This is a genomic window from Aeromonas sp. SG16 (assembly GCF_024436135.1).
Lineage (GTDB): Bacteria > Pseudomonadota > Gammaproteobacteria > Enterobacterales > Aeromonadaceae > Aeromonas > Aeromonas jandaei.
Genome location: NZ_JANFNW010000003.1, coordinates 300,058 through 325,931, shown reverse-complemented (window position 1 = coordinate 325,931; position 25,874 = coordinate 300,058). Strand labels below are relative to the sequence as shown.

23 protein-coding genes are annotated in these 25,874 nt (G+C 42.2%); 2 read left to right on the top strand and 21 right to left on the bottom strand.

What is annotated here, in order from left to right:
- Positions 1 to 11: 11 nt before the first annotated feature.
- From NOM67_RS11640 to NOM67_RS11560, 17 genes are all read right to left on the bottom strand, one after another.
- Complete coding sequence (locus tag NOM67_RS11640) at positions 12 to 2,153, bottom strand: hypothetical protein (protein WP_255937183.1); 2,142 nt, start codon at positions 2,151 to 2,153, stop codon at positions 12 to 14.
- Between the two features lie 259 nt (positions 2,154 to 2,412).
- Complete coding sequence (locus NOM67_RS11635; RefSeq protein WP_255937180.1) at positions 2,413 to 2,805, bottom strand: hypothetical protein; 393 nt, start codon at positions 2,803 to 2,805, stop codon at positions 2,413 to 2,415.
- A gap of 29 nt (positions 2,806 to 2,834) precedes the next feature.
- Positions 2,835 to 3,242, bottom strand: coding sequence for a GPW/gp25 family protein (locus NOM67_RS11630; protein ID WP_255937178.1), 408 nt, complete (start codon positions 3,240 to 3,242; stop codon positions 2,835 to 2,837).
- A 25-nt stretch (positions 3,243 to 3,267) separates the two neighbouring features.
- The gene (locus NOM67_RS11625) at positions 3,268 to 4,863 is read right to left on the bottom strand and encodes a phage baseplate assembly protein V (RefSeq protein WP_255937176.1); all 1,596 of its coding nucleotides are present in this window, start codon (positions 4,861 to 4,863) and stop codon (positions 3,268 to 3,270) included.
- Positions 4,856 to 5,560, bottom strand: a complete 705-nt coding sequence (locus tag NOM67_RS11620) for a hypothetical protein (RefSeq protein ID WP_255937173.1) — start codon at positions 5,558 to 5,560, stop codon at positions 4,856 to 4,858. The genes NOM67_RS11625 and NOM67_RS11620 overlap by 8 nt, the downstream gene beginning before the upstream one ends.
- A complete protein-coding gene (locus NOM67_RS11615) occupies positions 5,557 to 5,736 on the bottom strand; it encodes a DUF5908 family protein (RefSeq protein WP_255937171.1) in 180 nt (59 codons plus the stop codon). The genes NOM67_RS11620 and NOM67_RS11615 overlap by 4 nt, the downstream gene beginning before the upstream one ends.
- Positions 5,733 to 6,206 carry a phage tail protein gene (locus NOM67_RS11610; protein WP_255937169.1) on the bottom strand — a complete coding sequence of 158 codons (474 nt, stop codon included), beginning with the start codon at positions 6,204 to 6,206 and terminating at the stop codon, positions 5,733 to 5,735. The genes NOM67_RS11615 and NOM67_RS11610 overlap by 4 nt, the downstream gene beginning before the upstream one ends.
- 26 nt (positions 6,207 to 6,232) lie before the next feature.
- A complete protein-coding gene (locus tag NOM67_RS11605) occupies positions 6,233 to 7,402 on the bottom strand; it encodes a phage tail sheath C-terminal domain-containing protein (protein ID WP_255937167.1) in 1,170 nt (389 codons plus the stop codon).
- Positions 7,403 to 7,474: 72 nt separating this feature from the next.
- Positions 7,475 to 8,527, bottom strand: coding sequence for a phage tail sheath C-terminal domain-containing protein (locus NOM67_RS11600; RefSeq protein WP_255937165.1), 1,053 nt, complete (start codon positions 8,525 to 8,527; stop codon positions 7,475 to 7,477).
- 37 nt (positions 8,528 to 8,564) lie between these two features.
- Positions 8,565 to 9,014 (bottom strand): phage tail protein, encoded by a 450-nt coding sequence (locus NOM67_RS11595; RefSeq protein ID WP_255937163.1) that lies wholly within the window; start codon positions 9,012 to 9,014, stop codon positions 8,565 to 8,567.
- Positions 9,015 to 9,159: 145 nt separating this feature from the next.
- Positions 9,160 to 9,408, bottom strand: a complete 249-nt coding sequence (locus NOM67_RS11590; RefSeq protein WP_255937161.1) for a FaeA/PapI family transcriptional regulator — start codon at positions 9,406 to 9,408, stop codon at positions 9,160 to 9,162.
- Between the two features lie 186 nt (positions 9,409 to 9,594).
- Positions 9,595 to 10,101: a transcription termination/antitermination NusG family protein gene (locus tag NOM67_RS11585; protein ID WP_255937159.1), complete on the bottom strand. Its 507-nt coding sequence runs from the start codon at positions 10,099 to 10,101 to the stop codon at positions 9,595 to 9,597.
- Between the two features lie 2,730 nt (positions 10,102 to 12,831).
- The gene (locus NOM67_RS11580) at positions 12,832 to 13,944 is read right to left on the bottom strand and encodes a hypothetical protein (protein WP_255937157.1); all 1,113 of its coding nucleotides are present in this window, start codon (positions 13,942 to 13,944) and stop codon (positions 12,832 to 12,834) included.
- 2 nt (positions 13,945 to 13,946) lie between these two features.
- The gene (locus tag NOM67_RS11575) at positions 13,947 to 14,675 is read right to left on the bottom strand and encodes a hypothetical protein (RefSeq protein ID WP_255937154.1); all 729 of its coding nucleotides are present in this window, start codon (positions 14,673 to 14,675) and stop codon (positions 13,947 to 13,949) included.
- Between the two features lie 129 nt (positions 14,676 to 14,804).
- Positions 14,805 to 17,318: a TcfC E-set like domain-containing protein gene (locus tag NOM67_RS11570; protein ID WP_255937151.1), complete on the bottom strand. Its 2,514-nt coding sequence runs from the start codon at positions 17,316 to 17,318 to the stop codon at positions 14,805 to 14,807.
- A gap of 36 nt (positions 17,319 to 17,354) precedes the next feature.
- On the bottom strand, positions 17,355 to 17,954 hold the full coding sequence (locus tag NOM67_RS11565; RefSeq protein ID WP_255937149.1) for a hypothetical protein: 600 nt from the start codon (positions 17,952 to 17,954) through the stop codon (positions 17,355 to 17,357).
- A 53-nt stretch (positions 17,955 to 18,007) separates the two neighbouring features.
- Complete coding sequence (locus tag NOM67_RS11560) at positions 18,008 to 18,721, bottom strand: hypothetical protein (protein WP_255937146.1); 714 nt, start codon at positions 18,719 to 18,721, stop codon at positions 18,008 to 18,010.
- Positions 18,722 to 19,006: 285 nt separating this feature from the next.
- Between NOM67_RS11560 and NOM67_RS11555 the strand changes: the two genes are divergently transcribed.
- Positions 19,007 to 19,681, top strand: coding sequence for an outer membrane protein (locus NOM67_RS11555; protein ID WP_255937143.1), 675 nt, complete (start codon positions 19,007 to 19,009; stop codon positions 19,679 to 19,681).
- A 162-nt stretch (positions 19,682 to 19,843) separates the two neighbouring features.
- Here NOM67_RS11555 and NOM67_RS11550 read toward each other — a convergent pair whose 3' ends face one another.
- The 4 genes from NOM67_RS11550 to NOM67_RS11535 all read right to left on the bottom strand — a co-directional run bounded on the left by NOM67_RS11550 (position 19,844) and on the right by NOM67_RS11535 (position 24,637).
- Positions 19,844 to 21,013: an alginate lyase family protein gene (locus NOM67_RS11550; RefSeq protein ID WP_255937140.1), complete on the bottom strand. Its 1,170-nt coding sequence runs from the start codon at positions 21,011 to 21,013 to the stop codon at positions 19,844 to 19,846.
- Positions 21,014 to 21,151: 138 nt separating this feature from the next.
- Entirely contained in the window at positions 21,152 to 21,799 is a 648-nt protein-coding gene (locus tag NOM67_RS11545) for a hypothetical protein (protein ID WP_255937137.1), read from the bottom strand.
- 543 nt (positions 21,800 to 22,342) lie between these two features.
- Positions 22,343 to 23,431 carry a Wzz/FepE/Etk N-terminal domain-containing protein gene (locus NOM67_RS11540; RefSeq protein ID WP_255937135.1) on the bottom strand — a complete coding sequence of 363 codons (1,089 nt, stop codon included), beginning with the start codon at positions 23,429 to 23,431 and terminating at the stop codon, positions 22,343 to 22,345.
- A 48-nt stretch (positions 23,432 to 23,479) separates the two neighbouring features.
- On the bottom strand, positions 23,480 to 24,637 hold the full coding sequence (locus NOM67_RS11535) for an EAL domain-containing protein (protein ID WP_255937132.1): 1,158 nt from the start codon (positions 24,635 to 24,637) through the stop codon (positions 23,480 to 23,482).
- Between the two features lie 201 nt (positions 24,638 to 24,838).
- On the opposite strand from NOM67_RS11535, the gene NOM67_RS11530 reads away from it, so the two are divergent.
- Positions 24,839 to 25,801 carry a LysR family transcriptional regulator gene (locus tag NOM67_RS11530; RefSeq protein ID WP_255937130.1) on the top strand — a complete coding sequence of 321 codons (963 nt, stop codon included), beginning with the start codon at positions 24,839 to 24,841 and terminating at the stop codon, positions 25,799 to 25,801.
- Positions 25,802 to 25,874 lie beyond the last annotated feature (73 nt).

Sequence of the window (25,874 nt, the reverse complement as noted above, 5' to 3'; positions counted from 1 at the left end):
TATATATCGGGTTATGACCAACAGAGAATCAACACTTCATCATCTCGTCCTCTGATAGAATGCTCAGCGCCATCCAATGACAAACTCACTACATGATCTACATATGTCTGACGTTGTAACGTAGCAACAACTTCGTAGTAGTTTATATAATTTGCTAACGATGCTGCAGCAGCCTTACCAACAGACCAAGGCATAAATGAGGAAATAATCTCCTGTCGCAAAGCCTTCTCTGCCCAATCGCTATTAACCCCATCACGAAAAACGACCTGATAAGATAAATCAACATTTCTATATACAGGATTCTGTACTGTGATGTTTTGCCAGAGTGAACTGTGTTGCTGTAATGAATTTCGCATTGCCGTTAACCTTGCAGCATTGAAGAGTGGACGTAACAAGTCATCATTATCTCGCTCCGTAACTAAAGGCATCACTACCAACGTTTGCATAGTCATCGCAGGAACAGAACTGAGCCTTGCTTGTGATGGGATCATCACGTCATAAACTTCAGGAAACATGGTTTTAAGAAGCATCACCATATCTGGCCAAGTTAATGCCCGATTACGATGTGATAAACGCTGAGCCACTCGCTCTAAAAATGCTGAAGAAGATTCTTTTGGTTTCCCCCCCCAAGATTTCCAAGGCTGAGAAACCGCCTTCACTCCCGGAACATCAAGTAAAAGATAACGAATGGCTCCTGCAGGTAATGGCATGACCGATGTGTCCTCCACATCAGAACCATTTTTTAATGTTGCTGTCATCGCATTTGTTATCACACCATTTAGCCATGGATAATGGGCCACACTGATATTTTCATTATCCCTAACAGGCTCAATCTCAGCTTTAACCCAATAGCACCCTGATGGCATTGCCGATGCTTTATCGCTAGCATTTTCAGGTAAAGTCACAGACCAGAGGCCGCTGTTTAAAAGTCCTTTCGTAGAATCGGATAACACATCTTCAAGACTATACCAATAATTATCACTAGCTAAATACTTCCAAGTCACTCCAAGTGATTGAGGTGAATTTAGATTCCAGAATAATGACACGGCCTGCCCTGGTTTAACGCCAGTAATTCCCAAATAAAGTTCATTTTTATTTAAGTGACTAATCTCTTCACTATGACCAAAAGGCGTCAATGCCCGACAGACATAGTCAGTGATAAAGAGCGCGTCATTCTTAATTAGAATATTTGCAACTGTTGGCACTGACTTTTTATCGGTACGACACATTCGTATCACAGGCTCAGTAAATGTCAAATTAGATAATCCTTGTGGATTTCCAATCCTAATATCACGAGGGATATTGATGGTGAGACTCCGTAAGTCAGATTGATGAATATCTAGTAAATGCCATTCATTCTCACCACTTATTTGTATGGTAAGGCCATCTATTGATAAATCATCATCAAATGATAGCTCAACTGTTTTATTAGCCAGTGAAATGAATTCATGAGATATAATTATTCGACCTGTCATGATCTTCTGATCTTGCCTAACGGAATCAAAAAGTCGTATTCCATTCATAGGAAAAACAGAATCTGAATCAGAGATAATAGCTGAAGTCCCCACCTCTGAACCAGAAGTGTTTATGCTACACCAGCGTATATCTTTCAAACAACTATGAGTCACCAGAAGGTCATTATCCAATACATATTCAATACGATGTCCTTTCTTATCTTGACCGGCATCCAGGGTCGTTCCAATCGGGAGCATTAATGGGTCACAAAAGTGTTCTAATGTGAACGATATAGCAGTTACCGAGGGTTCAACAATTCGTTCTTTTAATTTAAGAAGCTGCCTATAATATAGATCCCGATGCATTTCAGGCAACATATTCATAATGTCACGTGGAACCTCAAGCATTTTCAACATAGCCAATAGAAATGCCTGATGGGGTAACGTAGCCCCATTTAAACCCACACCTTTCTCATAAAAGTCAGCAAGCTTATCAGGCGAACCTCCATTCATAAAAAAAAAATCCGCCCAATTAGATAAAGATGACTTACTATCGGTTTTCTGTGATTTATAAGGAACCAATGACAAATAATCATATATGTACTTCATGTACATAAGCACGTTTCGATCATCTAACAAAAACCGCGGCGTGGTGATGTCTGCTGATAAATTACTATCTGAATTGCTTGACATTTTCATTTTTATTTCCTGATACCAAGTATAGAATAATAATCTGATGCTTTGTGACAGTAGGCAATATATTCGCCATAAGCATTATGTTTCCGCTCGTATTAAAAATCGACGGTGTTATTAGTACATCATACCAAAACCTTGTGATAATAAATTTAATTTACAAAACTGTCTCTACTTTATATGTAGGTTAAAATAATTTGTAGGTATGACAGAATAAATAAAATGTGATAGTAACTTGTCTTATCAAAAAACTTCGGATATAAATCTATGCACGTACTGTATCTTGGCTTTGTATAAACTTTCCTTTTCCATAACTAGGCGCTACTGTATCAGGAGAGCTAATAGGAGGGGGTAACATTGCCGGAGTAGAAGGTGAAAAGCTTGCGATAAAAAAACTTCCTTTACCGACTACAATTAGTGATTTTTGATTCTTACATACTGCAGATATTTGGTTAGCATCTAGTGACTTAATTGTTACAAATCCAGTACCTGGCACAGTATGAGTAGCGGTAATATATGTTGCACTTAACTTAACGTTTTTTTCATCTCCTTCAATACATACTTCTTTACCACAAACAAGTACATCTCCACTAGCTTTGATCTGTGGCGGTTCTACAATTGTAACAATTCGATTTGAGAATAGAGGCTCAAATGCCATCAGATCTCCATCGACAACCACAGAAGATATCATCCCACCACCCCATCGATCATATTGATCCGCTTACTAAACTGATGAAAGATATCACTCCCACAAAGACGATAATTAACCTCTATAGTCAATATGCCACTCTGCATATTTAAAGTATCAAACCTGACGTCAACAATCTCAACTCGAGGCTCATAACGCAATACACAATCGTTAATTTGCCTTTCTATATCAGACAACAATGTGTTGGTTATATTCGAGAAAACAAATTGATTCAGGTCACAGCCAAACTCCTCATGCAATATGCGATCACCAAATTGAGTGCAAAATAAAATATTTAGACTTTGAAATATATCATCCATACCCTCAGCCATCACAACACCTTGCTCAGTAAATGTTGGTGGAAATGACCACCCTCGGCCATAAAGATCGGCAAGTTCATTACTCATGTATTTAACCTTATAATTATTTCAGCTACTTTTTCAAATCTATCAATCTACTATTAATTGTGACACTGTCTTCACCATCAATAGAAATCTGTTTTTTACTTTTTATTTTAACATCCATTTCAGATGCAGCTTCAACACCTGATTCCTTTATTTGAATAAATGCATTGGGAACACTCATATTAATAGTTTCTTGGTTGGGGTCGAAACCCAATTCAGATGATGCAGACTTCCATCCTTTCATTCCATGCCCATCTCCTGGTTTAATTACAGGAGTCCTTTGTGGGTTATGGAGCGAGCCAACAATTACAGGATAACAAGGATTATCATCGTAAAAAGAGAGTATGACTTCATCACCCGGCTCTGGATAACAAATAAAACTGGCTTCTTTTGATGCATATGGCATTGCAAATCTAGCCCATATCTGATTTTTATTGTTATGACTATTCAGAATAGGTAAGTTGACATTAATCCTAAATAGACCTTGCGGGTCAACTTCCGCATATGAATCTACTATAGCGGGCTGTAATCCATTTACTCCAGGCAAAGAAAAATTATTAGATAGGGTATGTACCGGCTCACCAATTGTTACTATGGTTGTCCACTTTGATGGAGTAAATGTATGGTTCACCGCTGTAATAATACCGGAACCATCGAAGTCATGACCAAATCCAGTCAGTGTCAAAGTCTCACCCAACTTATATTTGGTTGAACCAACAGCCTTAAATTCACAATTAATTGAACTTTGCCTAATATTTTGCAATAGAGCATCAGTACAACGGTTCAATGAACTATAGGATGGCCATATTCCAAGTGAAATATCCCAACCAACCTTACTCAACGAACTATTATTATGCTCTGCTAGCCGACCATCAACCATATTTGTCGACTTAGCTACAACAGAGACAGCTTCACTTTTTTGAATATCCCATGCACTCAATGTTAATTTTGGTGGCTGGTCAATGATACTGAATTGCCACCGCCCCTTTTCAATAAGATGACCATCTTTAGCATCAATGACTGGACCAGGATGATTTAATTTTGGCTTAATTATTCTAATGTGACCCGGTTCTGGTATAAACCAGGACCCATTCACCCCAAGACAATAACGAAATATTTGCCAATCAGAACAGCGAAACTGTATTAACTGCTCATTCGGATGATCATCTGTTACTTCATTATCAACTCTAATACCTGACCATGTGCATAGCGATTGTGCAATTTCACTATTTTTTTTGTTTTTAAAAACTTGAGAGCGAACAGCCTGATCTAATTTTATAAGCTGATGCTTTAAGGTTAAGGATATGTAGGCATAATTGTTCTCCAGATTCAAATCTTTAGAAATAAGGACACCAACAAATAGTAGGCTTGAACCTTTTCCTTCATCAACATTAATTATAAAATCGTTACCCAACTCACATCTTGATAAATCATAAACCCGCTTGAGATCATCGTGTGAGGTATAAGGAATTGCAAAATCTAAACTCGCAGATGAAATTGAATTTACACCAGACAATATTTTCATAAAAATCAATTTACTTGTCAGATCACGCAGTTCGACATTATTACTAGTGATCGTAATTTTGACATTTTTATTGATATTTCTATCATGATTTTTATTCATTCATTCCCCCTGTTGGCGAGACTATTAGTGTCTGTCCTGGCTCGCTTGCATAGAGGTTATCCAAATTATTACTATTAGCTAAATCCAGATAATCACCGGCCCCCCTTACAAGCGCAGCTGAATGGGTTGCTAACATAGGTAAATTGCTCATGTCTGGAACTGTGACAAGAGCCTTATGTGGTGACTTCAAGTTAGTCATTGCTTGCTGTAATACCATGCTAGAGTCTGCCATTATTGACAATGCAACAGTGGCTCTTAGTGGTGTCCCATCGCGTTCAAACAATGTATAATTAACGGAGTAATCATTACAGCGGCCATTAAAATCACGACCTGCTGCACCACCAACCAATAGCTTCCCCCAAGATATAGATAAAAAATTAGGCTCCCTTGTTTGGGGTGATACTGAGTAACATAACTCATGTAAAGCACTTAATTTATCCTCAACAGATAAATTATTACCTGGCATTCTAGCATCAAATATCAATTCTAAATATAAGTGTCCAGGGCTAGATGTCACGTACGTATTACTCTGTACATCACTATTGATAAAATCATTCCCACTATAATTCGCTTTATAATTCAACCTTAATGAATCTGGGTTGTACATAGCCATAACAGACCCAACAGAATTTCTCATTTCACGGTCTAAATAACCTCTCACAGTTAATTTAGCTAACGACCTTTCTAACATGCTCATATCCCTCTACCTCTCTCCATTCTGATGATCTCTAATACTTGTTTACTAATTATTTCGATCAATCGAGACTCATCATCTTTCATTTTGTCTATATGTGTTGGTAGTTTCTTCCGCGCTGTATATTTAGCATCATCAATTTCAGCTTTTATTACTAGTTCCCTGATTTCAATTGTCATGCTTTAGATCCCAACCAAAATAAGTCTTGGTAACGTAATTCCAGCCGATTGATCAATACTTTACTCGTCAACGCGTCGAAATCGCCAGTACTCCAGCTAACAGGTAGTGCATTACTCAATGTCCAACTCGCGACCGGTAGAGAATTCTCTCCAAGTAAAATAATGATAACATCGGCATAGACTAATTTACCACCGCGCATGATACTCTCAAAAACGCCGGTCAACGGCGTAAGCGTCATAACTCCTCGCTCTAAAATCAAAGAACCATGTCGTATTTTCTCTGCAAGGTAATTATTGCGAATATTCTCGCCGCCTTCACTGCATGGAGTGACCGATACCTCTCTAGTCAGTCCATTTATTTTTTGAAATGCAAAATCCAAAGGGCTAGGCAGTCCCTGGAAAATAAAACTCGTTAAAAAATGATGAGAGAGTGATGGTTCAAATATTTTTGATGGATGTAGAGAAAGCATGTTTTCGCTCCATTACTAATTACTTTTTACATATTACCAACATTCAAATTAAGTGTAACTTCAATAAACTCTGCTGGGTATAGAACAGATAAGCGAATTTTGACAATTATTTTACCTTCAAGTACATCACGTTCACTCATAGACTCATCAATACCTATTAGTATATTGAATGCCTCATCTTCTTGAATTCCATATAATCCCCCTTGATACCAGACCTTACGGAGCCAATTTGTAATTATTCCTTTTATCTTAAACCACGTTATTTCATTATTTGGTTCAAATAAAAACATCCTACATATTTTTGAAGTATTTAGTTCCACCCAATTAATAAATCGGCGGGTTTGGATATACTGAAATTGAGAACCTAGATCGGTAGTTAATGTTCTGCTCCCCCAAATTCTGGTTCCTTTACCTGGAAAACTACGAATGACATTCAAGGATGAACCACGGTCAGAAAATAATTTGTGTGCATCTAGCCATGAATATTCAGGCTTAATTACCTTAGATAAAGGTATATTCGCAGGAGCAGACCAAACCCCACGCTCATGATCATTTTTCTGGATTGCAGCAACGACAGCACCGGAAGGGGGAATAATTGTTCGAGATGCCCCATCACTATAACTTGTGATCAAGTGTGGCCACCAGACCGCAGCATTCTCAGAATAATCACTTTCATAATTATGTACACAGGTTACAGCATTAACAGGTGATCGAGGAGAATCAAGCACTGCAAATAGTGCACGGCGAACCTGGCTCAAATTCAACATACGATCCCAAACTTTATGCCATTGAGTTATATTTCCGTCTGGGATCAGTGTGCAGTCAGGAAATGCCAACAAGGTGATGCTTTGTTCCGCTTGAACAAGGTGAGAGAGTTGCTGTGTATCAATTGCGGCAGTAATTTCCTCAGAAGTCATGATATCCAACTCATCATAACATCCTAATGAAAATATATATGCATGCATCCCACCATTATCAAAAAAATGCTTAATGGCTTTATATAACATACCCAGCCCGGAGTGCTGACCTCCGTAATGCACCTCATAGTCTGCAAGTGATTTAATTATTGGGGAAAATACTGACGATACTTTTTTCTGTGTAAATCCGATGAAGAGTGGCACCGCACTTTCAATGGTACTATCCGAGGCGGTATTTTTTTTTTCGATCACATTGACACCAGGTGATCTACTTTCCATATTATATTCCTTTACATGTTAATTTAAACTCACAGGAGCCCAGATAAATGAGCTCCTGTTATAGATATATCGCTATTTAGCTACATCCTGACTAAATTGCAAAATGATAAACTCTGCTGGCCGAACAGCTGCAATCCCGACTTTAACGATCATCTTACCTTGCTTTACATCATCATCCGTCATGGTAACGTCTTTCCCAATCTGGACAAAGTAAGCTTCTTCAGGTGAGCTGCCTGTCAAAGCACCTTGTTTCCAGATGGCATGTAGATAATTATTTACTGCTGAACGAACCCGCTCCCATGTCGGTTGATGATTAGGTTCAAACATTGCAATTTTCATTGCATCCTTAATATCTTTTTCAACACTGTTGAATAGTCGTCGAACAGGGATGTATCGCCAAGCATCACTATCTTTACAGGTCCGAGCCCCCCAAATTACAGGACTGTCATTACCAAACTGGCGAATCATATTCAGTGCTTTACCATCCATATGTTGCCCTTGGAACTCATCTGTTACTTTACAGGATGGCATCAAACCACCTTGTAGTGAGATATTAGCAGGGGCTTTCCAGACACCACGAGTCCTATCATTAAGACAATACAAGCCAGCAACTGCAGCACTCGGCGGAATATTTACAGCCGACCATGTAGCAGAAAGCCATGGATAATAGATAGCCGTATTGGCATTCTCATCATATGCATCACTCCACTTATCGTCCAATTCGATGGTATTGGGACCATCAAGAATTGCAAACAAGTTATTTCCCTCTACGCAGAGCTTTGCAACAACCGAAGTAATATCTTGCCCAGCAGCAACCAGCAATGTGACATCATCAAGTTTTGGAATTTCAGCCTCAAGAGCCTTCACCGGGATAAGATAACAACGACCACCACCATTTTCAAAATATGATCGCATTGATACATCACGTACAGAGGTGATATCAAAGATACCTTTTTTTTCCTCCATATAATTCAGCCATGAAGTCACTCGTGTGGCTTTAGTAAATACTTTATCATCATCAGCGATAGCAAAAACAGGTACTGCTGTAGCACTATTGGAAATTGACATAGCTGAACTCTGCAGCTCTTCAATATAAACACCAGGATAAGTAGTAGTAATTGGCATAATAGCTCCGATTAATATATTATTAATTATTTAGTTGTTAATGTGTTTGCATCGTTACCAGATCAGCTTCCAGGGTAATTTCCTGTACTGCAATATCATTGCTGGTAGCATCAAAAGAAGGTGCAGTCAAACCAGTTGGAAATGCATTTTGTACATTCCAGGTAACAAGCAGTTCAGTCCCTGTCTCATTGGTCAAACTGATCATAATATCTTTCTTTTCCACACGATTAAGAGAGATTGAGCTAATCCACTCATATAATTCATTCTTTCCTGGGAAAACACCTTTGTTCAGCGTCAGTGATACTTTTTGACGCTGACCTGGCATACCATATCGTTTTCCCGTGCCATCTTTATATTCAATAGTATCGTACTTGATATCCAGGCCTGATACTGATTTAAATGGAATTCTATCATCACCCAGTGAGACAACAAATCGATAGTTAGGGATAGGATATTCAGTTTCAATTTGCTTTGCTGTAATTGTCATAAGTACCTCAGAAAGATTAATAGCGTTATTGGTAAAATTTACTTTTTATACATCACATTAAACACCTCCCTATTAAAAAGGACTGAATTTTAAATAAAAATTATATATGTGATGCTCACAACTTCTTTAATAACAAGAAATAAAATCAATTTATTTCTATTTTAGGGTGCCACCACAATGAATTATTTTTAATGCTATCCGAGCAGATAACCTTTCCTTCCTTTACTAAATCGAGTAAGTAGATCCGGGTTGAGTAGATGCTCATACCACAAACATCAGCAACCTCTCTTGTTTTTACCCACTTGCTCGGTTTCGCTTGATCGGCCCGACTCCATTCAGTGATTGATAGCAGACCTTCATATACGATATGCCTATTTATTTCTGCATTTCTCATTGCAGCTCCTTAAACAAAAGAGTGCTAATTTTAAGTACTGAATACACTCGAAAAAATGATTTTCACTATAGACGAATATTGAAAATATCACATAGCCCATTAATCATATTCTGTTGTAGTATCCATACCTCATACAGAAATATTTAAAAGATAGTATTTGTAGTTACTTAAACAATTAGAGATTGATTAGTGATTGTTATCTAATGCGTCCATGAAAGCATAAAATAACGAACTCCTTTTTTCACCATCCAATTCATTAGCTATCGCCCTGATTTGCTGACATTGTTTTTTAATTAAAGCTTTGCAAGCATTATTATTACCATATGAAATATTTATTTTTTTATCGTGACACTCTGGAGGTTCATGACCAATAGTTGTTGTCAACATCAAAATCTCATCAACTATATTGTCATTAAGTGGTCGAAGGATACCACCAAAACGAACCAGTTTATTCACACCAGGACAACATTCAACCTTGCTTATCTGCTGTTGTTCATAGTCAAAAAAAATAAATATATAACCCGGAAATAATGGCTCAACTACTTTCCTAGCATGACCAGGACGATCTGTTCTTGGTTGCATCTTGCAGATCTGCGGTATAAAAACTGAAATACCAAGCTGCGATAAGAAAAGTTGCGATTTAAATGCATTACCCCGGCCAGGTTTATGACTGGCAAGATACCACCGCTCCAATTTCAGCTCCTTTAATAAAGTTAATAGTTACCGATTTAAATAAGATCAACTTAGATCATATCAAGCGTAGTTATATTAAAAGGGATAGCTCCGCCAAATTCATTCCCAAGCTAGGATGAATAAAGACATCAAAAAATTAAGTTTTCACAGCTATAAAGATTGTGCTGTGGCAAAAAACAAAACCACTGTGCATAACCTTACATATCAATAGATAGATAAACTATCTGAAGTCGGTGGAGGTGTATCTCAAGAGTATATCTAACCCTTCACCCCAGTTCGGACATAAGCATATCCACTTCTGTCCAGGGTGTGAAGACAGAAAACGATCTTTTATTTTGCATTACCTATAACAAGCGGGATAAAAACCTAATAAAAACACAGTTAAAAACAAATAACAGATAAAAAAACCAAAAAAACACAATCACACAGAATTTCCGATCGCGAGAGGCGCTATTTTTTTTCCATCTATTTTAAGGCGAGCCAATCTATCAAATTCAAATGAACCCCACAATTTATTGTTACCACACCAAATTTATTATAGGTACATATCCAAATTGTCATATATTATTTTATTCTGCGCTATCACCAACGTCCTTCTTTACCACCTAATGGCTACCGCCTTGACGTTTGGGATAACGACAAATCTTGATTGATCGTCGTATTACAAAATTTGCCAACTACATTACCCAACCGCAGTCGCCCGTTTGGCTAAGATATCTCGCCTTCCCAGGTATTCTATGGTGCATACTCGGGGCCCCTGGGTCGGTCGTCGCAGACACCAGGAGTCGCACTCCCGGTGGTGGATGTTTATGTCTGATGATGCTGTCCTCCCAGCAATGACGCAGGATTGGCTATTTACGGCGCCTTCAGCAGGTTGTTCGTGATGTATCCAAATCCTGATTACGCGATGGGTTGCGTGAGCACAGCGTCATCGAGATCTCAAACGCATCAACGCTAGCGACAACCAGTTAGCCCCAAATCATGTGATGACTTTGCAACGTACAAACCAAATAAAACTAGTTGGATAGAACGCCCTCTTGCCTTACAGGCCAGACAACATCTGCGCTACACCACGTACAAACATGCACATAACAAAACAGCATAAAGTGCTGGTAATTGACACTTGTGCAGATATACAAACAATCCAATTCGCGACACATACCGCAGAAAAAATTTGGAACAGACAGCCTTTAACCTATTCCCCGGTATGCGCTCACAGATGCCATTGATAGAGGTCAGCCACAAAGCAGCCACACCAGCGGACAAGCCCACGTTGGCCGTAAGGACCGTCTCTACCGCCAGACAAGCCGGTATAGGTCACATGCAAAGGCTTTATATATCGGCAAACAGACGGGTTGAGGATGCAGACTGTCAACAGCCCAGAATTGTCTTGTGGTTCACATCGATGAGCTATGTGCCACTTCGCTGAGCTGGTTACTCCGCTGCCGAGAGAGTCTGATGCGCACATCCAACCCAGGAGCAACAGCTGGCCGAAATAATAGAGACTGGCCCCGATGACTCTCTGGATCAACGAGCAAACCATGACGCAGGGGCATTGCCGGCAGCCGATAGCACTGCTTTCACTATCAGTGTCGTCGCCAACGTGACAGCCCTGATGTCAAACGGGTTGTTCGATCGGTATTGACACACAAGCCAGGCAGACTTCATCAACTCGCGTTGCAAGCCAGCGAGCCAAGGCCAGATGGCTCTGGTCATTGATGCTTGCTACCGGGCTCACGCGCAACGGCCAAGGCGAAGAGATAATTTGCAAGTATGACAGAGGTGAGCTCCCCCCTTGTCAGGAGCGTGATGCTGTGGAGAAGATCACCGCACCAACAGCCATAGATGGTGGTACCGACTTGCAAAATGAGAAGATTGCGGGCAACAAGGAGGAGAGGAAAGACAGGAGTGATATCAGGCATGGGGCTCAATCAGCTGCTCCCCCCAAGAAACCGTGAAGGGTCATCAGAGTGCAGAACCATCATCGACAGAGGTCGGTAAAGTAAAAGCCGGGGTTGATATTGGAGTTGGGACACGTCCCTTGGTGGCGCAAACGAAAAAAAACCCGCGGCCAATGGTCGCGGGTCAAGCATGGTACACATACACGCATGAATGTGACAGGAAACTCACCTTGCAATATTGCTGTAAAAGACAATATCAACAAGTTGAACTGACAAAATACAGATCCAAACGAGACAAATCAAGTAATTTCTACCTCACTTTGGATTCTGCTCAACCCAGCTGGCCATACCGATAGGAGATAACAGGGTATGGTTCAGCAATGGGTCGTGGGATAGACATGCAATGGGCATCATGATGCCAGCCCGCGGTTTGACAAAAGCAGTCACGTTAGCGCAGCTGTGCCTACGGTGTGCTTGCTCCCCGAACAGCTCTCACGCGACACTATCCCGTGCGACAGCCCCAAGCCCCCCCCCACCAGATAACTTGCCAGAGCCAACAGCAACGGTTTGGATTAATTGCGCACCACCACCCAAGCCGCCTTCGCGCTTAAGGATCCCAAGTTGGTGTTCAACATGCCGGGGCACAGTCATACCCGAAGATCGCCGTGTCTTGCTGCTGACATTCCCGGAGTCTGGCTCCGTGTCCAGTTCATGCAGCCAATCGCTACCTGTCATCTTGTCTTGGTCCAGTCCCTGCCGGTGAACAGTTACCGTCCCCCCCCCCTGCAACAAGGCGCAGTGTCAGTCACTGCGCCTTGTGCCTCGCCATTCAGGGCAGGTCCGGGGTGGTAAAGATCAGGGTGACATCATCACTAAAACGACCAGAACTGAGCCCGGTGGTGGTGGTACTAAAGCCGGCATCAAACCGGAGCCGGTATTGATCGCGCCTGGCAAAGGTCTCGATAGTGACTGGCGGCTGGGCACCCGTCCCGTTGCCATCGATCAGCAGGCGCGGCTTGTTATCGCCAGTGAGGGGCGTTACCGAGAGGGTATAGGGTATCCGCTCCGCCCCCTTGATGAGCTTGCCGCCAGTGCTGCTGCGCGGCTCGATTTTCAAGTATCTGCCCAGCGCCCCGCTGATGGTAGCGGTCACCGCCCCCTTGCCCACCAGCCGATTGCCCGCCGTCATGGTCACATCCAGCGGCAAGCTGGCAGGCATGTCGATCACAGCGATGGAGGGCTCGACGACCACCTTGATCTTCATATCCCAATGAACTGGATTTGCTTTCCATGCACCAGTCCCTCTCTCCTGGAGTAGATGCTGGAATGTTGTACGGACCACAGGAAAATCATAGACACCAGCAGGAATTTTCAACTCCGTAAGAGATGGTAAATTTTCCCTAAAAACAAATTCAATGTGTAATGCATTAAAGGTCACCTCCCTATCGGATGAGGTATAAGAAGTGGCTTGAACACTTTCACATGTAGTAGATAATGGCTTACCATCTGTCAATATATTTAATTCAACATATCCACCGACCTCTGACATACAGTTCTTTCTATTGTAAGCTCCATAAGCAACAACTGCAGAAGCATTGAGCCGTTTTACTCGGTACGACATGGGCAATGAATAACCACTTACAGTGTTAGTACTGTTAATATCACGCCCAACTGGCCACAGCTGATATGATTGCTTAGTAAAAAGCCAAGGCAACTGGGTCATATTGCGCATTTCTGCAGGTATCTCTGCCTGCCTAATAGTCAGAGTTTTCCCGGTCGAATCAAATGTGCCAATATCACTGCTCGCTACCACAGTGCCATTATTTTTTACCGTAAAGGTAACGTTGTGGGTCACCACGGCTAAGGCCTGTTGGCTCAACAAGGCTAACAGCAATAGCGCCACGGATAACCAGATAAGCCAGACCCTGAACATAAAGCTCATTTTTAGCGCTCCTGTTGCTGGCGATAACGCTTGTCATGGTTTTGTACCTCAAATACCATTTTCGGGCCGCGCAGCCATTCGGGCACCTCAAACTGCTTGACCCGGCCTGCCAGCGCCAGAAAGGTCATGCTGCAGGGTTGATCCGGCTGCTCGCGCACACCGTTACTGCACTGATCCAACACCGCAAACAGGGCGGTATTGCCGCGGTTATCCAGGGTCAGTTGGCCATTGCGGCGATCGTAGTCGAGCTGGTATTTCATCTCGGCGCGGCCAGCCGGCACCACATAGAAGGCGCGAAACCCCACTTGCAGGTTCATGGTGTCAGCGTCGCTCATGCCGGTTTTATGTGCCTGGGGCACAAAGCTGACGGCATAGACATCGTCATGCAACCGGCTTGCTGCCTCGGTCAGCGGGCGCAAATTCACTTTGCGTGATTCACCCGGGTCGAGAATAAAGAGCGCCGGGTCGAGCGTCATGGTCCACTGAGCCAGGTTGTCGCGAGTGAGCGGGGTCTCGTGGCTCTGGTTGTCGCGAATATCAATGCGGGCGAGCTCGGTGCGGATAAAGACCGGCTCCTGGCTGTTGTTGGTCAGGGTAAAGGCATCACCATCGGGATGTTGGCCGCTGACCAGCACCATGGTGTCAATCGAGAGACCCTGGGCGGTGATGGCCCATCCCGCCAGCATCGAGGCCATCAGGCCGCGCAGCAAGGCCTGCAGAGTGTACTTCATTGTTTGTTCCTCCATCGGTTATCAAGTCTGTGCGCCCCAAAGAGGCGCGGTTAATCATGGTCAGCCAGTGTGATCCGCACCGGCTATGGGTCAGGTGTTCATCGGCCCGTGGTCATGCCAGCGGACAGGTTAGCGAGGTGTCCCCGCCAGCATTGACGGCCCATCGCGATCGCGGGATGGTGCAGTACAGTCAATCCGGGCCAGACGGGTCAGGTTCTGCTCGGTATCGACCTTGCGGTCATCAAGACATTGATAGCGGCCCGACACCAGCTGGTAGCCACCGTCACCACTGAGCCGGATCTTGAACAGCCCCTCATCCAGCTTTTCTACCTGCATGCAGGCTTCGCCATCGCAAGTGAGGTCACTGGCCGGCGAACCATCAGGCAAATAGAAGGCGCCAAGTAGTTGATATTCACGTTCGAAGCGGGTCTCCATGGTCAGCAAGGTGCCGGGGAAGGCAAACCCGCGGATATCCTGATCGCCCCGATTATGAATCAGACCGTTATCGCCCTGGACTTTCACCGTGTGGTATTGATAGTTGCCAAGCGGGGTGACTTGCGTGTCACCCGCAGCTTGAAACCCTTTGGCCGTGCTAAAATCCCGTTCGTTGCCCATCACCAGCAGCCCGCTCTGACTCACGGGCTGCGACTGCTTGTCAAGCGTGCCGCTGTCGCGGACCATCAGATAGCTTTCACTCTCATCCACGGTGAAGTGAAGCCCCTCAGAAGAGAGGATCTGGCTCCCTTCCAGCGAGAGGAAGAGGTTGTTATTGTTCTCGCTCAGGGTGCCGTTGCCAGTAGTCTGAAACGCCGAACCACGATAATTGAAGGATCCGGAGGCCGTCGCTTCGGTGCGCATTCCGTTATAACGAGCCCCCGCCTCAAGCGAGGTGGAGAAGTTACCCATCTGCGCAAATTGATGACGCACTGTGCTGTACGCATTACCCGTACCGTTACGGCTGCCCTGCACGTTGGCGATCATCTGGGTTCGTTCACCCAGGGGCATCGACCAGTTAACCCCGAGAGTGACATCTTTATAGCCACTCTTATCACCAGCACTGGCCATCGTGACGTTGTCCGATATGCCCAGATTGACCCCCAAGGTGGAGTTCGCATAAAACGGCATCGACAAACCGGCGTTGGCACTGACGGTTTGGGCACTGCCACTCTCATCGGGGGTCATCTCGTACAAAAAGAGACTGGCATACGCCGACAAGGAGCCCCACTGATAGCTGGTCGACAGGGATGCCTGCTGATAATCATTGCTTTGGCCAAAAAGCATGGTGGAGAGACGGGTATCGACCGGCGTCGCTTGCCCGCGGCTCTGCATCGGCTCACCTTCACTGCCGGTAAGTGCTTGATAACCAAACGTGACATTGTGCCAAGTCAGAGAGCTTTGCACATAGCGGGCACTGTCACTGAACAGGCCCACGGCACTGTCAAACCGAAGGGTATCGTTGACACTCCAACTCATGGCACCACTAAAAAGCTGCTCCTGATCACTCAGGATCACCCCAGAGGCGAGCTGAAGATAGTCGAGGGGGCGAAATGCCACGCTCCCCTCGGCAATCGGCAACTCTTGCTCATTACTGCGCAGGCGAGATACGCCCACGCTGTAATCCATTTGTCCAGTCGGTAGTGTTACCGATGGGTTATTGTTGATACTCACCACTTGCTCTGTCATGACATTGTCACCAGATTTCAGCTTGAGGGTGAGCTGGTATATCCCGGGCGGTAACTGGTCATAGCTGATATACTGCTGGCCCGCGTCAACCGGGCGGCTGAATAGCAACTGCCCATCCCGGTAGGCCTCTACCGCTCCTGCTTGCGGCATATAGAAGTAGGTGCGCTGATAGCTGCTGCTGTTTCCCCGCATCAGGTTGCGGGATGACATCAGATACACCCCCTCTTTTTGCTGGGAGCTGAAATTAAGCAGACTGGTTGTATTTTGGTTATTGAAATAGCGACTGCGACCCGCCATCATGCGAAATCCGGCCAAATCCAGGTTGTACTCGAGATTATCTACATCCAACGAACGTTCCTGATTGTTGACAAACCCTTGCAAATCAGCACGTAGATGACCATAGGGCAGACCCAGCACCATCTTGTCGTTGAAGGTGGAGCTGAGTTCACCATTGAACCGGCTGCGAAACAGACTCATCTTGTTGATCAATGCGGGATGACTGTTATATGCAGCATGATACTGAGGCTTGCCGGTATCCTCCCGATATGTATCAGGTGCCAGCATGACCCGCACTCGCTTGGCGGGCGCATCGACCACTACGCTGAAGGAGTCTGCCACCTGCACCTGACAACGCTGCTTGTCACCCTTGCAATCAGGGGCACTCCCTTTACCAATCTGCAAGTCTGTGGCAAGTTGCTCTGCCGCACCATCACTCACATTGTTAACCAGCAAAAACTCTTTAAAACGGGCAATGCTGGCTGCATCGTCGAGTCGCACCTCATAGTTGCCCAGTTGGGCATCGAGCTGAATACTGTTGCCATTGACCAGCACAAACTCGGCAACCATTGGCCGTGGCGCCATCAGTGCCTTGAACTCGTCAGGTGCCCGTTCTTGCATAAGACGTGCATACTCTTGCGGCAGCTCTTGTGCGACGCCGATGCCGGGCGCGATCAGCAGCAAAGTAATCACAACAACTTCGCTAGACAATCTCATGCACTATAACTCCCCATAAAACATTAAGATGGCACCGCCAGTACAATCGGCTCCGCCATCGACGACTTCTCTTGTCAACAGCGGAAAGCGAAACGATATCGAGCCATGGGCACTGGGCACATCTCGACCGAATTCGGTGCTGTATAACATCGACATGGTGCTCGCGGGACTTTTGACATCTCCAGCCTGCCCAACGCTACCAATGGTGGCCTGTGTTCCGTTGGACCAACGTACCACCGGCTTATCGAACCCACCTGCACGGCTCGGGTCGATGCCACTGTAGTGGTAATTACCGCCCTTGGTGGCACAGTTCAGGTTGATATCCCGCACCCCGATGCTGTAACGGGTCGTTGCCTCGGCTGCCGTACTGTCAAGGTAGACATGGTAAGCAAATCGTCTGTCAACGAAGCTCTTTCCCACACTATCCCAATTCAACCTGACCTGCTGTTCCATGAGTGTCACAGCAATACCCGGCGCCACTTTGGCAGCAATATTAATATCTGCCGAGATAACCAATTGCTTTGTTACAGACGCGTTGCGAGGTACCGCTGCATACAAGTCGAAGGCAAATAGACCTGCTATCACTAACCACTGTAACTTCATGAACGCCCCCTAAAAAAAACGCCGGCAAGCCGGCGTTTTAGATAACTACGCGATCACACTTCGGCTGTGAACATCACAGTGGCAGCAACACTCACGCTGTCACCAGCAGAGAAAGAGTTAACCGGAAGGGTACCTTTGCCTGTAACGCTCACCGGCACAGCATCAGCAGTCGGGGTCGCGCCGATAGTCGCCAGCGTAACTGCACCAGCGGCACCGGTGGAAAGAGCTGTGCCATTGGCACTAATGATTGCAGTGGGAGCTTGAGCCGCCGGATTGGTAGCATTCAGACCAGCGAACGTGACTGGGAAAGCAAGATATGCTTTAACTGTTGACGATGCCTTTAAAGTGCCAGTATTGGTCTTGATACCAAATCTGAAAGCTTCCATATCCAGAGCCTTGGTACCAGCTGCAGTACCATTATTAATATCGAGCTTACCTGTCGTTGGCACATAATCCGTACCGCTAAGGATATCCACGAACTTCCAGTCACCAGTTACAGATGGAGCGGTCGGAACGGAACCCGCCCACCCCAGTGAAATTGCCTTGGTTGAGACAGCAGCATTCGCAACCCCTGCAAACCCCAGCGCACCCAGTACAACCGCCATTACAAGATTAGCTTTAACAAGAGTTTTATTTTTCATCAGTTCAGTCCTAAATCGTTTAAGTTGAGACACTAACTTTAACTTCATTTTGAAGGCGTTAAACACTTTGAAGAAAACGCCACACAAGGTTTTTGAAGGAATTTCAGTGTATTTTGTTTTTACCACCGTGGGTGCCACAGCGGGGAGCATTTAATCATAGACAACAAAAAATAACCAAATGAAATATTCGACATACATCTATTTCAAAACAAACAAATAAGGCACCAATCGGCACGCAATGAACATATGAAACGACGCTTCGATGCCAAAAAACAAATAAATATATGTATAATTTGCGCATCACAAATAATTTACAATAAAGTCACACCTAGTATACTTACATTCGTTCAATCAAGATTGAATAAAACGTTGTTTTTTGTATAGGCATGCCAATGCTTTTTGGAGAAGAATATGAAAAAATTAGTACTACCTTTGCTTTTGTTAACCATTTACCAGCAACAGGCACATGCTGAAGGATACTATGTAAGTGGAAAATTTCTCGGCGGTGAACAGAAAGCCGACAACATGGAAACCAGCTTGCGACCACGGGTCGGAGATGTCATTAACATCGATAGTAAAGATAAGTTTGCTCGTGGAGCCATTGCTCTTGGCTATAAATATGATAATAACTGGCAAGTCGAGTTGGAATACAATAGCAAAGTAGACAGTGAATACCGTACCGGCAGTACACGTTTTGCTAACTCACTCAACAACTATCAGGTAAGTACCGAAAAATTGATGGTCAACACATATCGTGCGATCCCCATCAACAATATCTTTTCTTTCTATGGTCAAGCTGGCCTTGGCCTTGCAAAGGTTGACGTAGGTGGTTGGCAAGGTGTTGAAAGTCGGTCATTTTATTCTAATACACAAACCAACTTGGCTTATTCTGTCGGCGCTGGTGTACGGGCTGATATGCACAAGTCTGTATTTGTTGATCTCGGTTATCGCTATACAGGAATTGGTAAAGTAGAAAGCGGCATGAACAACTTTGATAATAACTATGGCAATACTCTTCGAGATGAACAACTAAAGGCAGACCTCTCAGAACAAGAAATTTACCTTGGGATGAGCTACATCTTCTAATTTGAGATAGCAGGCAACTGCATTGATTGGCAAGTGCCTGCTATCGTCACGACAACTGGATAAAATGCTTTATTTATTGAGAAACATTTTTCGCCGCCAATCCAAGATGACTGCGTAGACTATTATTTTATAGCTACACCAAGACCAACACTACATTAACAACTAGTCACCAATATTTCCAACCAAACCATGGGTTAGCGTTTCCCATAAGTAGTGAAACTTTCCTTTAGTAGGTCTTGTCTTTTCTAGAAAACGCTCAGTATAAGGTAATGATATACCCTCACGCAGTGCGTAATGGTTAAATCCGACCTCAAACGTACCGATTGTATTCAACTTATACCCCTCATAATTTACGCATAGTTTACTTCCACTCTCTATTTGATATGCACTATGCAACTCCATGGTTTTCGTGAGTCGTAACTTGGCTTGACTCGCACTGTCTTGATATAGATCGACACCATTTATCCTTGCGGTTTCAGCCGTATTTATAATCGCAGCCAAACCATAGGCAGTATGCTCAAAATCGCGACAACTCTCTTGTGCCAAACCATCAACATAAGATACGGGATTATTCCAGTAACCTAGCGTTTGTGATTCATTTCTGGTACACCAGAATGCATCTTTGGGTCTTTTCCCATCCGTCTCAAGATAAATATAGGAAGGAACCAAACTACGCCATTTATCAACTGCACGATCAAACTGCATCTTGTTTTTATTAAACACTGCAATATTAAGCATTGCTTCAATTGCACTGGCATGCCAATTTTTATTGAAACAAGCATAACTACCGGTAAACATTCTGTCCAAATCTGGAGAGAATTGACTATCAAACATCATTGAAACGCGTTTTATTTCATCAATAGACCATTGATCGTAACTATCTCTTATTATGCTTGCAGCACGACTAAAGAGAGTTGCACTCCATGCTGCCTGTAGCGGACCATTATGGTTGGTATGCCCCCCTTTTAAAGTGTTTGCCCAAGCATTGAGAATCTTCACAGCATTTTGAGCATACGTTTCATCACTGGTCATTCTCCACATGATAGCCTGAGTATAAGCTGCCGATGCATCTCTAGTCTCATCATCACACCCATAGTTTGGGTTAGAGTATGCCCCACACTCAACCGTTAGCCAGGGCGTTGGCACATAATTTTTAGTGGCAAAGCTATCCTTTACAGCTCTCTCATATGCCCCACGCCAAGGTTGGCTATGGAGATTATCCCGGACATAGTTAATCTGTCGCTCATTGATAAAAATCCCCTCACCAAATGCAACGCTATCTCCAGCGAAGGAGATCAAAGGAAATAAGGCAATTGCAATTCTCTTATCCATTCAATTATAAACTCCTCATAAATACGTCGAAAGCAGGCATAAAAAATATATGCATATAACATCCGAACATGTCATTTAAATTGACATTGCAAAAAACACCTTGTTTAGCATGAACAGTAACACTTCAACAGTTGTTATCTACTTAAATAAAATTGACTCCTTAAACAATTGTTCTGCATGAATAGGAGATATTAATTCGACAGACCGATTCTCTGGGCAGACTAAAGACGTCTTGTTTAGCTTATGTATATCCTCGCCAATGAAAGCCGCTCGATTGGCAATAAATATCCCATAAACATTTTGATATACAGACAATCCGTTTCGTTTGCCAAGCTCAATGGCTGCGCGCCATAAGCTATTACCATTTGTCTTTATTGTGCAGACACCATTCACAATTAAAATATCAACATTTTCATTATCATTTCTCGCACAATTTTGAGCAGGAACCTTTGCTTTTAATGATTGTTTTTCAGTCGCCAAAAAATATATATCCGCACCATTTTTAAGCTCTTCACACTTCATTTTAAACTTTAAAGTAAATAGCCGCTCAAGCATAACAACATCCACTTTAGAAATATAACCTCCATTTGGTCTAATAAAAACCTCTCCATTTACTGTTGGCGTTACAATATTCATTGTTAGCACTTGTTCACTGGCATCGTAATGTTTAAACTGAATAAATCCAAACTCTTTTGCATTTATATTCCCACAAAAAAACATAAATATAATAATAACGAGCAAACTCCCCCCCCCCATATTATTTCTTTTTAAAAAAATTGAAAACATACCTAATAAGCCTGAGGATCAATATTGTTAGCAACATCCACTATCCCAACAATTTTCCACATCATATATAACAATTAAAAATAACCACTCAATTATCAAGCAAGCATAGAAATTTCAATATCCAGCAAATAGTTAACTTATAGAACCCAAAAAATATATTGTCACGGAGTGGTATAAAAATGGGGGAGTAATATCAGCGTTATTATTAAAAGTTAACCGCTTCTTTCTATGAACCAGCCATGAGGCTTACTTCTGCTATCTGATGCAATATTAAAAAAACCGACTGAAGACATAATATACAGATCTCGCTGTATTGTACGCAAACTTATCTGTATACCCTTATGAGCCAACTTATCATGCAGCTGTTTTGCTGTGATCTTATAGGGGCGAGATGGTATATTATTCAATATAATTGCCAAACGAAATATTCTACAATTCATATTATAATTGCAAACCAATTAGTAGTATTTAAAAAGAGAATTTGGTATAACTCTCGCTCTTGGCGAGATCCTGATATTTAGCACAACTGTTAACAAACATGAGTCAATCAGTAATAACCTTGATATTTTGCTCATAACTGCGTTTAATTACACTCGCCAAAATATTTTTCGCCATAACAAATAAAACACCGAGCATTAGACCTAAAATTATTGACATCATTATAATTAAAGCTCGCTTTGGTTTTTCACGATCTGATGAAACCTCTGGGTTACTTGTATAAGAATATGGCCTAAATTTAATGCCAGTGAAAGAGAGCTTCTCAAGCCTGTTAATTTTCACCTCTAACTCAACTATCTTGGGCTGATAGGCTTCCAATTTTATATTTTTAAGTATCTTTAGTTTTTCCTCTAATCCTTTCTCGCCAAGGCTAATAGGAAATCGCTCACCATTTACATCAAAATTTTCTAAAGGAAAAGTTACCGTTGCAGCTTTTGCAATCAACAGATTAGATTCCGTATTATTGATCTCACGCTGAAGTTCTATTTCAGTATCGTACCTTAAGTTTCTCAATGATCGTTTTAACGTACTAATCTGAATGTTCCTATTAGCCTCCAGATCACCAACTAACTTTTTAGTTTGCTGCTCTACAATAAAATCAATATATTCATTGAAGAATAAAAATGTATTTTCTGGAGCATTAAAAGAATAAGATAGAGTCATGCCGCCCCCCCCTTTTTTTACATCAAAGGGATGCGCGGTTATCATTGGAGTCCATGCCTTGATAAAATCTTTTTTTCCTATGTCGCTTTTAAATTCACCAAAACCATACATCTCTATTACTTTAGTAAGAAATGCCCTTTTATTTACTTCACTATTATATTCTAAGAGAAAGTCTCGGTAGAGATGACTTCCATCAGGAAAACCTGAAAAACCTTCTGCACTATAATTTCCCGCCATACTAACAATTGGAAAAATATCTTTCTGTTCAGGTGATTTCACATTGGCACTAGCCATCCAAACCTGCTTTGCAGAATAAGCATAAGCGATCCCAAAGACAGATGAAATTAACATGACAGCGACTATGATTCGCTTATTTCTCCATAAGATGAAGAACCAATCCAACAAGTCAATTTCATCCTCTCCCTTCTGCTGCCACGAAGAATGTACTTTTGAATAAAATGTATCGCTCATGAAACCCCTCATGATTATCACAAAATTATTAAGATGTATTTATATTATTTAGCCAAGCACTTTATTAATAAAACCACTTCCTAATCGGCCTACTTTAATTGGCTGAGAAAATAAAAAGCCTTGCATTAAAGTAATCCCCATGGATGCAAGAAACTTAGCTTCATTTATCAGCTCCACACCTTCCGCAACAATCTGGATATTTAACTCATCACAATAAAGTTTTATCGATTTTATGAGGGATTGTTTCTCCTTAATCAGGTGAATATTAAAAATACAATCCCTATCGATTTTTATATGATCAAATCGCCCTGACTTTAAACGGTCAAAAAAGGCAAATCCGGAACCAAAATCATCCAAACTAACCCTTACCCCCATATCACTTAAATGCTGCAAGTTCTGCATGAATATACCCTGCTCGTTGATAGGTTCATTCTCTGTAACCTCAAGGATTATTTTTGATAAATCAAACCCATCCGCTTCTAAATTTTTTAACTGTTCAAATATCTCTCCGGAATGGCAAACTTGGGATGGTGCTATATTAATTGAAATAGGCTCAACAATTACGCCTGAAACTTCGACCACTTTTTTTAACATTAAATCAAACATTTCAGGCCACAATTTATAATAAGAACAAGCATGTATTATATCTTTCGTGGGAACATGTTCATGCCTTATTAAGGCTTCATAGCAATACACAGTCCCACAGACCCAGTCAATAACTGGTTGATAAACTGCGTAACAATTAGATAGTATCTCCTGAATTTGAGCTAAGCTATATCCTGGCATATATATTCGCTCATATTCATTTCGATACTCAATGACCATCCGTGAACCATTTATATACGATACCTTTGCTGCGACATTCGCCGCATGGATCAAATTATCGCTAGTCAATGCATCAACAGGGAATATCACTGTGCCGGCAGACATGGAATTAATAAAGACTTCCCCATCCACAGTAACACTCTTTCTGTTAATTCCCATGAATAAATCTTCACATATATCGCATTTAAAGCCAGGAATAATGGCTGCTAATTCATTCACTCCAACCCTTATAACATCAAAGCCTAAATGAACAAGCGTATCAGTTATTATATTTATATATTTACCAAGAAAACTACTCTTTACATATGAAACATCTACAACTATCATCATCAACGTAAATGGAACACTGTTTTTTATTTTTTCGTCAAGTAGTGAAGACAAGTTAGATCTATTAAAAACACAGCTAACCATTTCATTCAATCTCTATATTAACAGGTAAACCGATAGAAATAGGTGTCACAATTAAAAATTGGACAGCAGACTGTTTTTATCTATCTATAATTAAACGACAAATCACATTGTTATTAAAGAAATATAAAAGTGATAAACTCATATCAAGCACAACAACAATTGATGTTACCGATGGAAGAGAACGTAATGAAATCATTAAAAATCAATGAATTAAAATCAATAGCATGTATAGCTAGTGTTGGTAAAATCAGTACAGCCGCTTCAATGTTAGGAACATCTCAGGCAAACTTGAGTCGCCTACTATCTAGCATAGAGACACAAATAGGTCTAAAGATTTTTGACCGTTCGACAAGACATTTATCTCTAAGTGATTTTGGCGAAGCGTTACTTCCGCGTATTCAACATGTTTTACAAGCCAATGAGGATGTATCCCATTTTATTGATTCATACAAAGAAAAACCGATAGGCCATGTAACCATTGCAGCGCCACTAGGGGCGCTTGTTTTTCTTTCGCGCTATGTCATGCCTGCGATTGCTGCCCAGCACAAAGACATATCTATCTCTCTGGTATCTTATACTATAGATATTGATAAAATGGATTTAGTTATGCCACCGGAATGGGATCTAATGTTCTCATTTTCGATGCCAAGAGATGAAAATCTCATTGCACGCAAGATCGCCAAGTTTACTATGGGACTTTACGCATCACCTGACTTCATGCAAGAGAACCCCATTAAAAAGGTAAATGACTTAAGCAATAGTTACTCATGCATTCTATTAAGATCACTCGGTGAGAGCTATAACAATTGGTCATATACAGATAGTGAAACAGGTGAGGTCAAAAATATAAAAGTAAATGGTAAATACCTATGTGATCAAGCTCATTATGCAGTTGAATTAGCACGACAAGGTTTGGGCGTTGTTTATGCTCCATTGTTTTTAGTGAGAGATGATATTGAAAAAGGGTATTTGGTGTCCTGCTTCCCAAATGAATTTAACGTGGAGTGTGATGCATACTTGCTATATAGAAACCGCAAATATCAACCACATAGGGTCAACGTTATAATTGAGCAGGTCGTAGCACAATTTAATGATATTGAGTCACAAAAAAGGGAAAATAAAAATGTTTATTAGATTTTGATTCTCAACATACGTTATAGGACAAGTTTAATGCTGTATACCATCGCATTAAACTTATGCCCCACTA

What these genes read in the sequence shown, in the direction of transcription:
- NOM67_RS11550 (WP_255937140.1), bottom strand. Translation starts at nt 21,013, where the DNA reads ATGGATAAGAGAATTGCAATTGCCTTATTTCCTTTGATCTCCTTCGCT.
- NOM67_RS11545 (WP_255937137.1), bottom strand. Translation starts at nt 21,799, where the DNA reads ATGTTTTCAATTTTTTTAAAAAGAAATAATATGGGGGGGGGGAGTTTG.
- NOM67_RS11590 (WP_255937161.1), bottom strand. Translation starts at nt 9,408, where the DNA reads ATGAGAAATGCAGAAATAAATAGGCATATCGTATATGAAGGTCTGCTA.
- NOM67_RS11580 (WP_255937157.1), bottom strand. Translation starts at nt 13,944, where the DNA reads ATGAGCTTTATGTTCAGGGTCTGGCTTATCTGGTTATCCGTGGCGCTA.
- NOM67_RS11605 (WP_255937167.1), bottom strand. Translation starts at nt 7,402, where the DNA reads ATGGAAAGTAGATCACCTGGTGTCAATGTGATCGAAAAAAAAAATACC.
- NOM67_RS11640 (WP_255937183.1), bottom strand. Translation starts at nt 2,153, where the DNA reads ATGAAAATGTCAAGCAATTCAGATAGTAATTTATCAGCAGACATCACC.
- NOM67_RS11540 (WP_255937135.1), bottom strand. Translation starts at nt 23,431, where the DNA reads ATGAGCGATACATTTTATTCAAAAGTACATTCTTCGTGGCAGCAGAAG.
- NOM67_RS11635 (WP_255937180.1), bottom strand. Translation starts at nt 2,805, where the DNA reads ATGGCATTTGAGCCTCTATTCTCAAATCGAATTGTTACAATTGTAGAA.
- NOM67_RS11595 (WP_255937163.1), bottom strand. Translation starts at nt 9,014, where the DNA reads ATGACAATTACAGCAAAGCAAATTGAAACTGAATATCCTATCCCTAAC.
- NOM67_RS11615 (WP_255937171.1), bottom strand. Translation starts at nt 5,736, where the DNA reads ATGACAATTGAAATCAGGGAACTAGTAATAAAAGCTGAAATTGATGAT.
- NOM67_RS11630 (WP_255937178.1), bottom strand. Translation starts at nt 3,242, where the DNA reads ATGAGTAATGAACTTGCCGATCTTTATGGCCGAGGGTGGTCATTTCCA.
- NOM67_RS11565 (WP_255937149.1), bottom strand. Translation starts at nt 17,954, where the DNA reads ATGAAGTTACAGTGGTTAGTGATAGCAGGTCTATTTGCCTTCGACTTG.
- NOM67_RS11610 (WP_255937169.1), bottom strand. Translation starts at nt 6,206, where the DNA reads ATGCTTTCTCTACATCCATCAAAAATATTTGAACCATCACTCTCTCAT.
- NOM67_RS11620 (WP_255937173.1), bottom strand. Translation starts at nt 5,560, where the DNA reads ATGAGCATGTTAGAAAGGTCGTTAGCTAAATTAACTGTGAGAGGTTAT.
- NOM67_RS11600 (WP_255937165.1), bottom strand. Translation starts at nt 8,527, where the DNA reads ATGCCAATTACTACTACTTATCCTGGTGTTTATATTGAAGAGCTGCAG.
- NOM67_RS11530 (WP_255937130.1), top strand. Translation starts at nt 24,839, where the DNA reads ATGGAAGAGAACGTAATGAAATCATTAAAAATCAATGAATTAAAATCA.
- NOM67_RS11555 (WP_255937143.1), top strand. Translation starts at nt 19,007, where the DNA reads ATGAAAAAATTAGTACTACCTTTGCTTTTGTTAACCATTTACCAGCAA.
- NOM67_RS11575 (WP_255937154.1), bottom strand. Translation starts at nt 14,675, where the DNA reads ATGAAGTACACTCTGCAGGCCTTGCTGCGCGGCCTGATGGCCTCGATG.
- NOM67_RS11625 (WP_255937176.1), bottom strand. Translation starts at nt 4,863, where the DNA reads ATGAATAAAAATCATGATAGAAATATCAATAAAAATGTCAAAATTACG.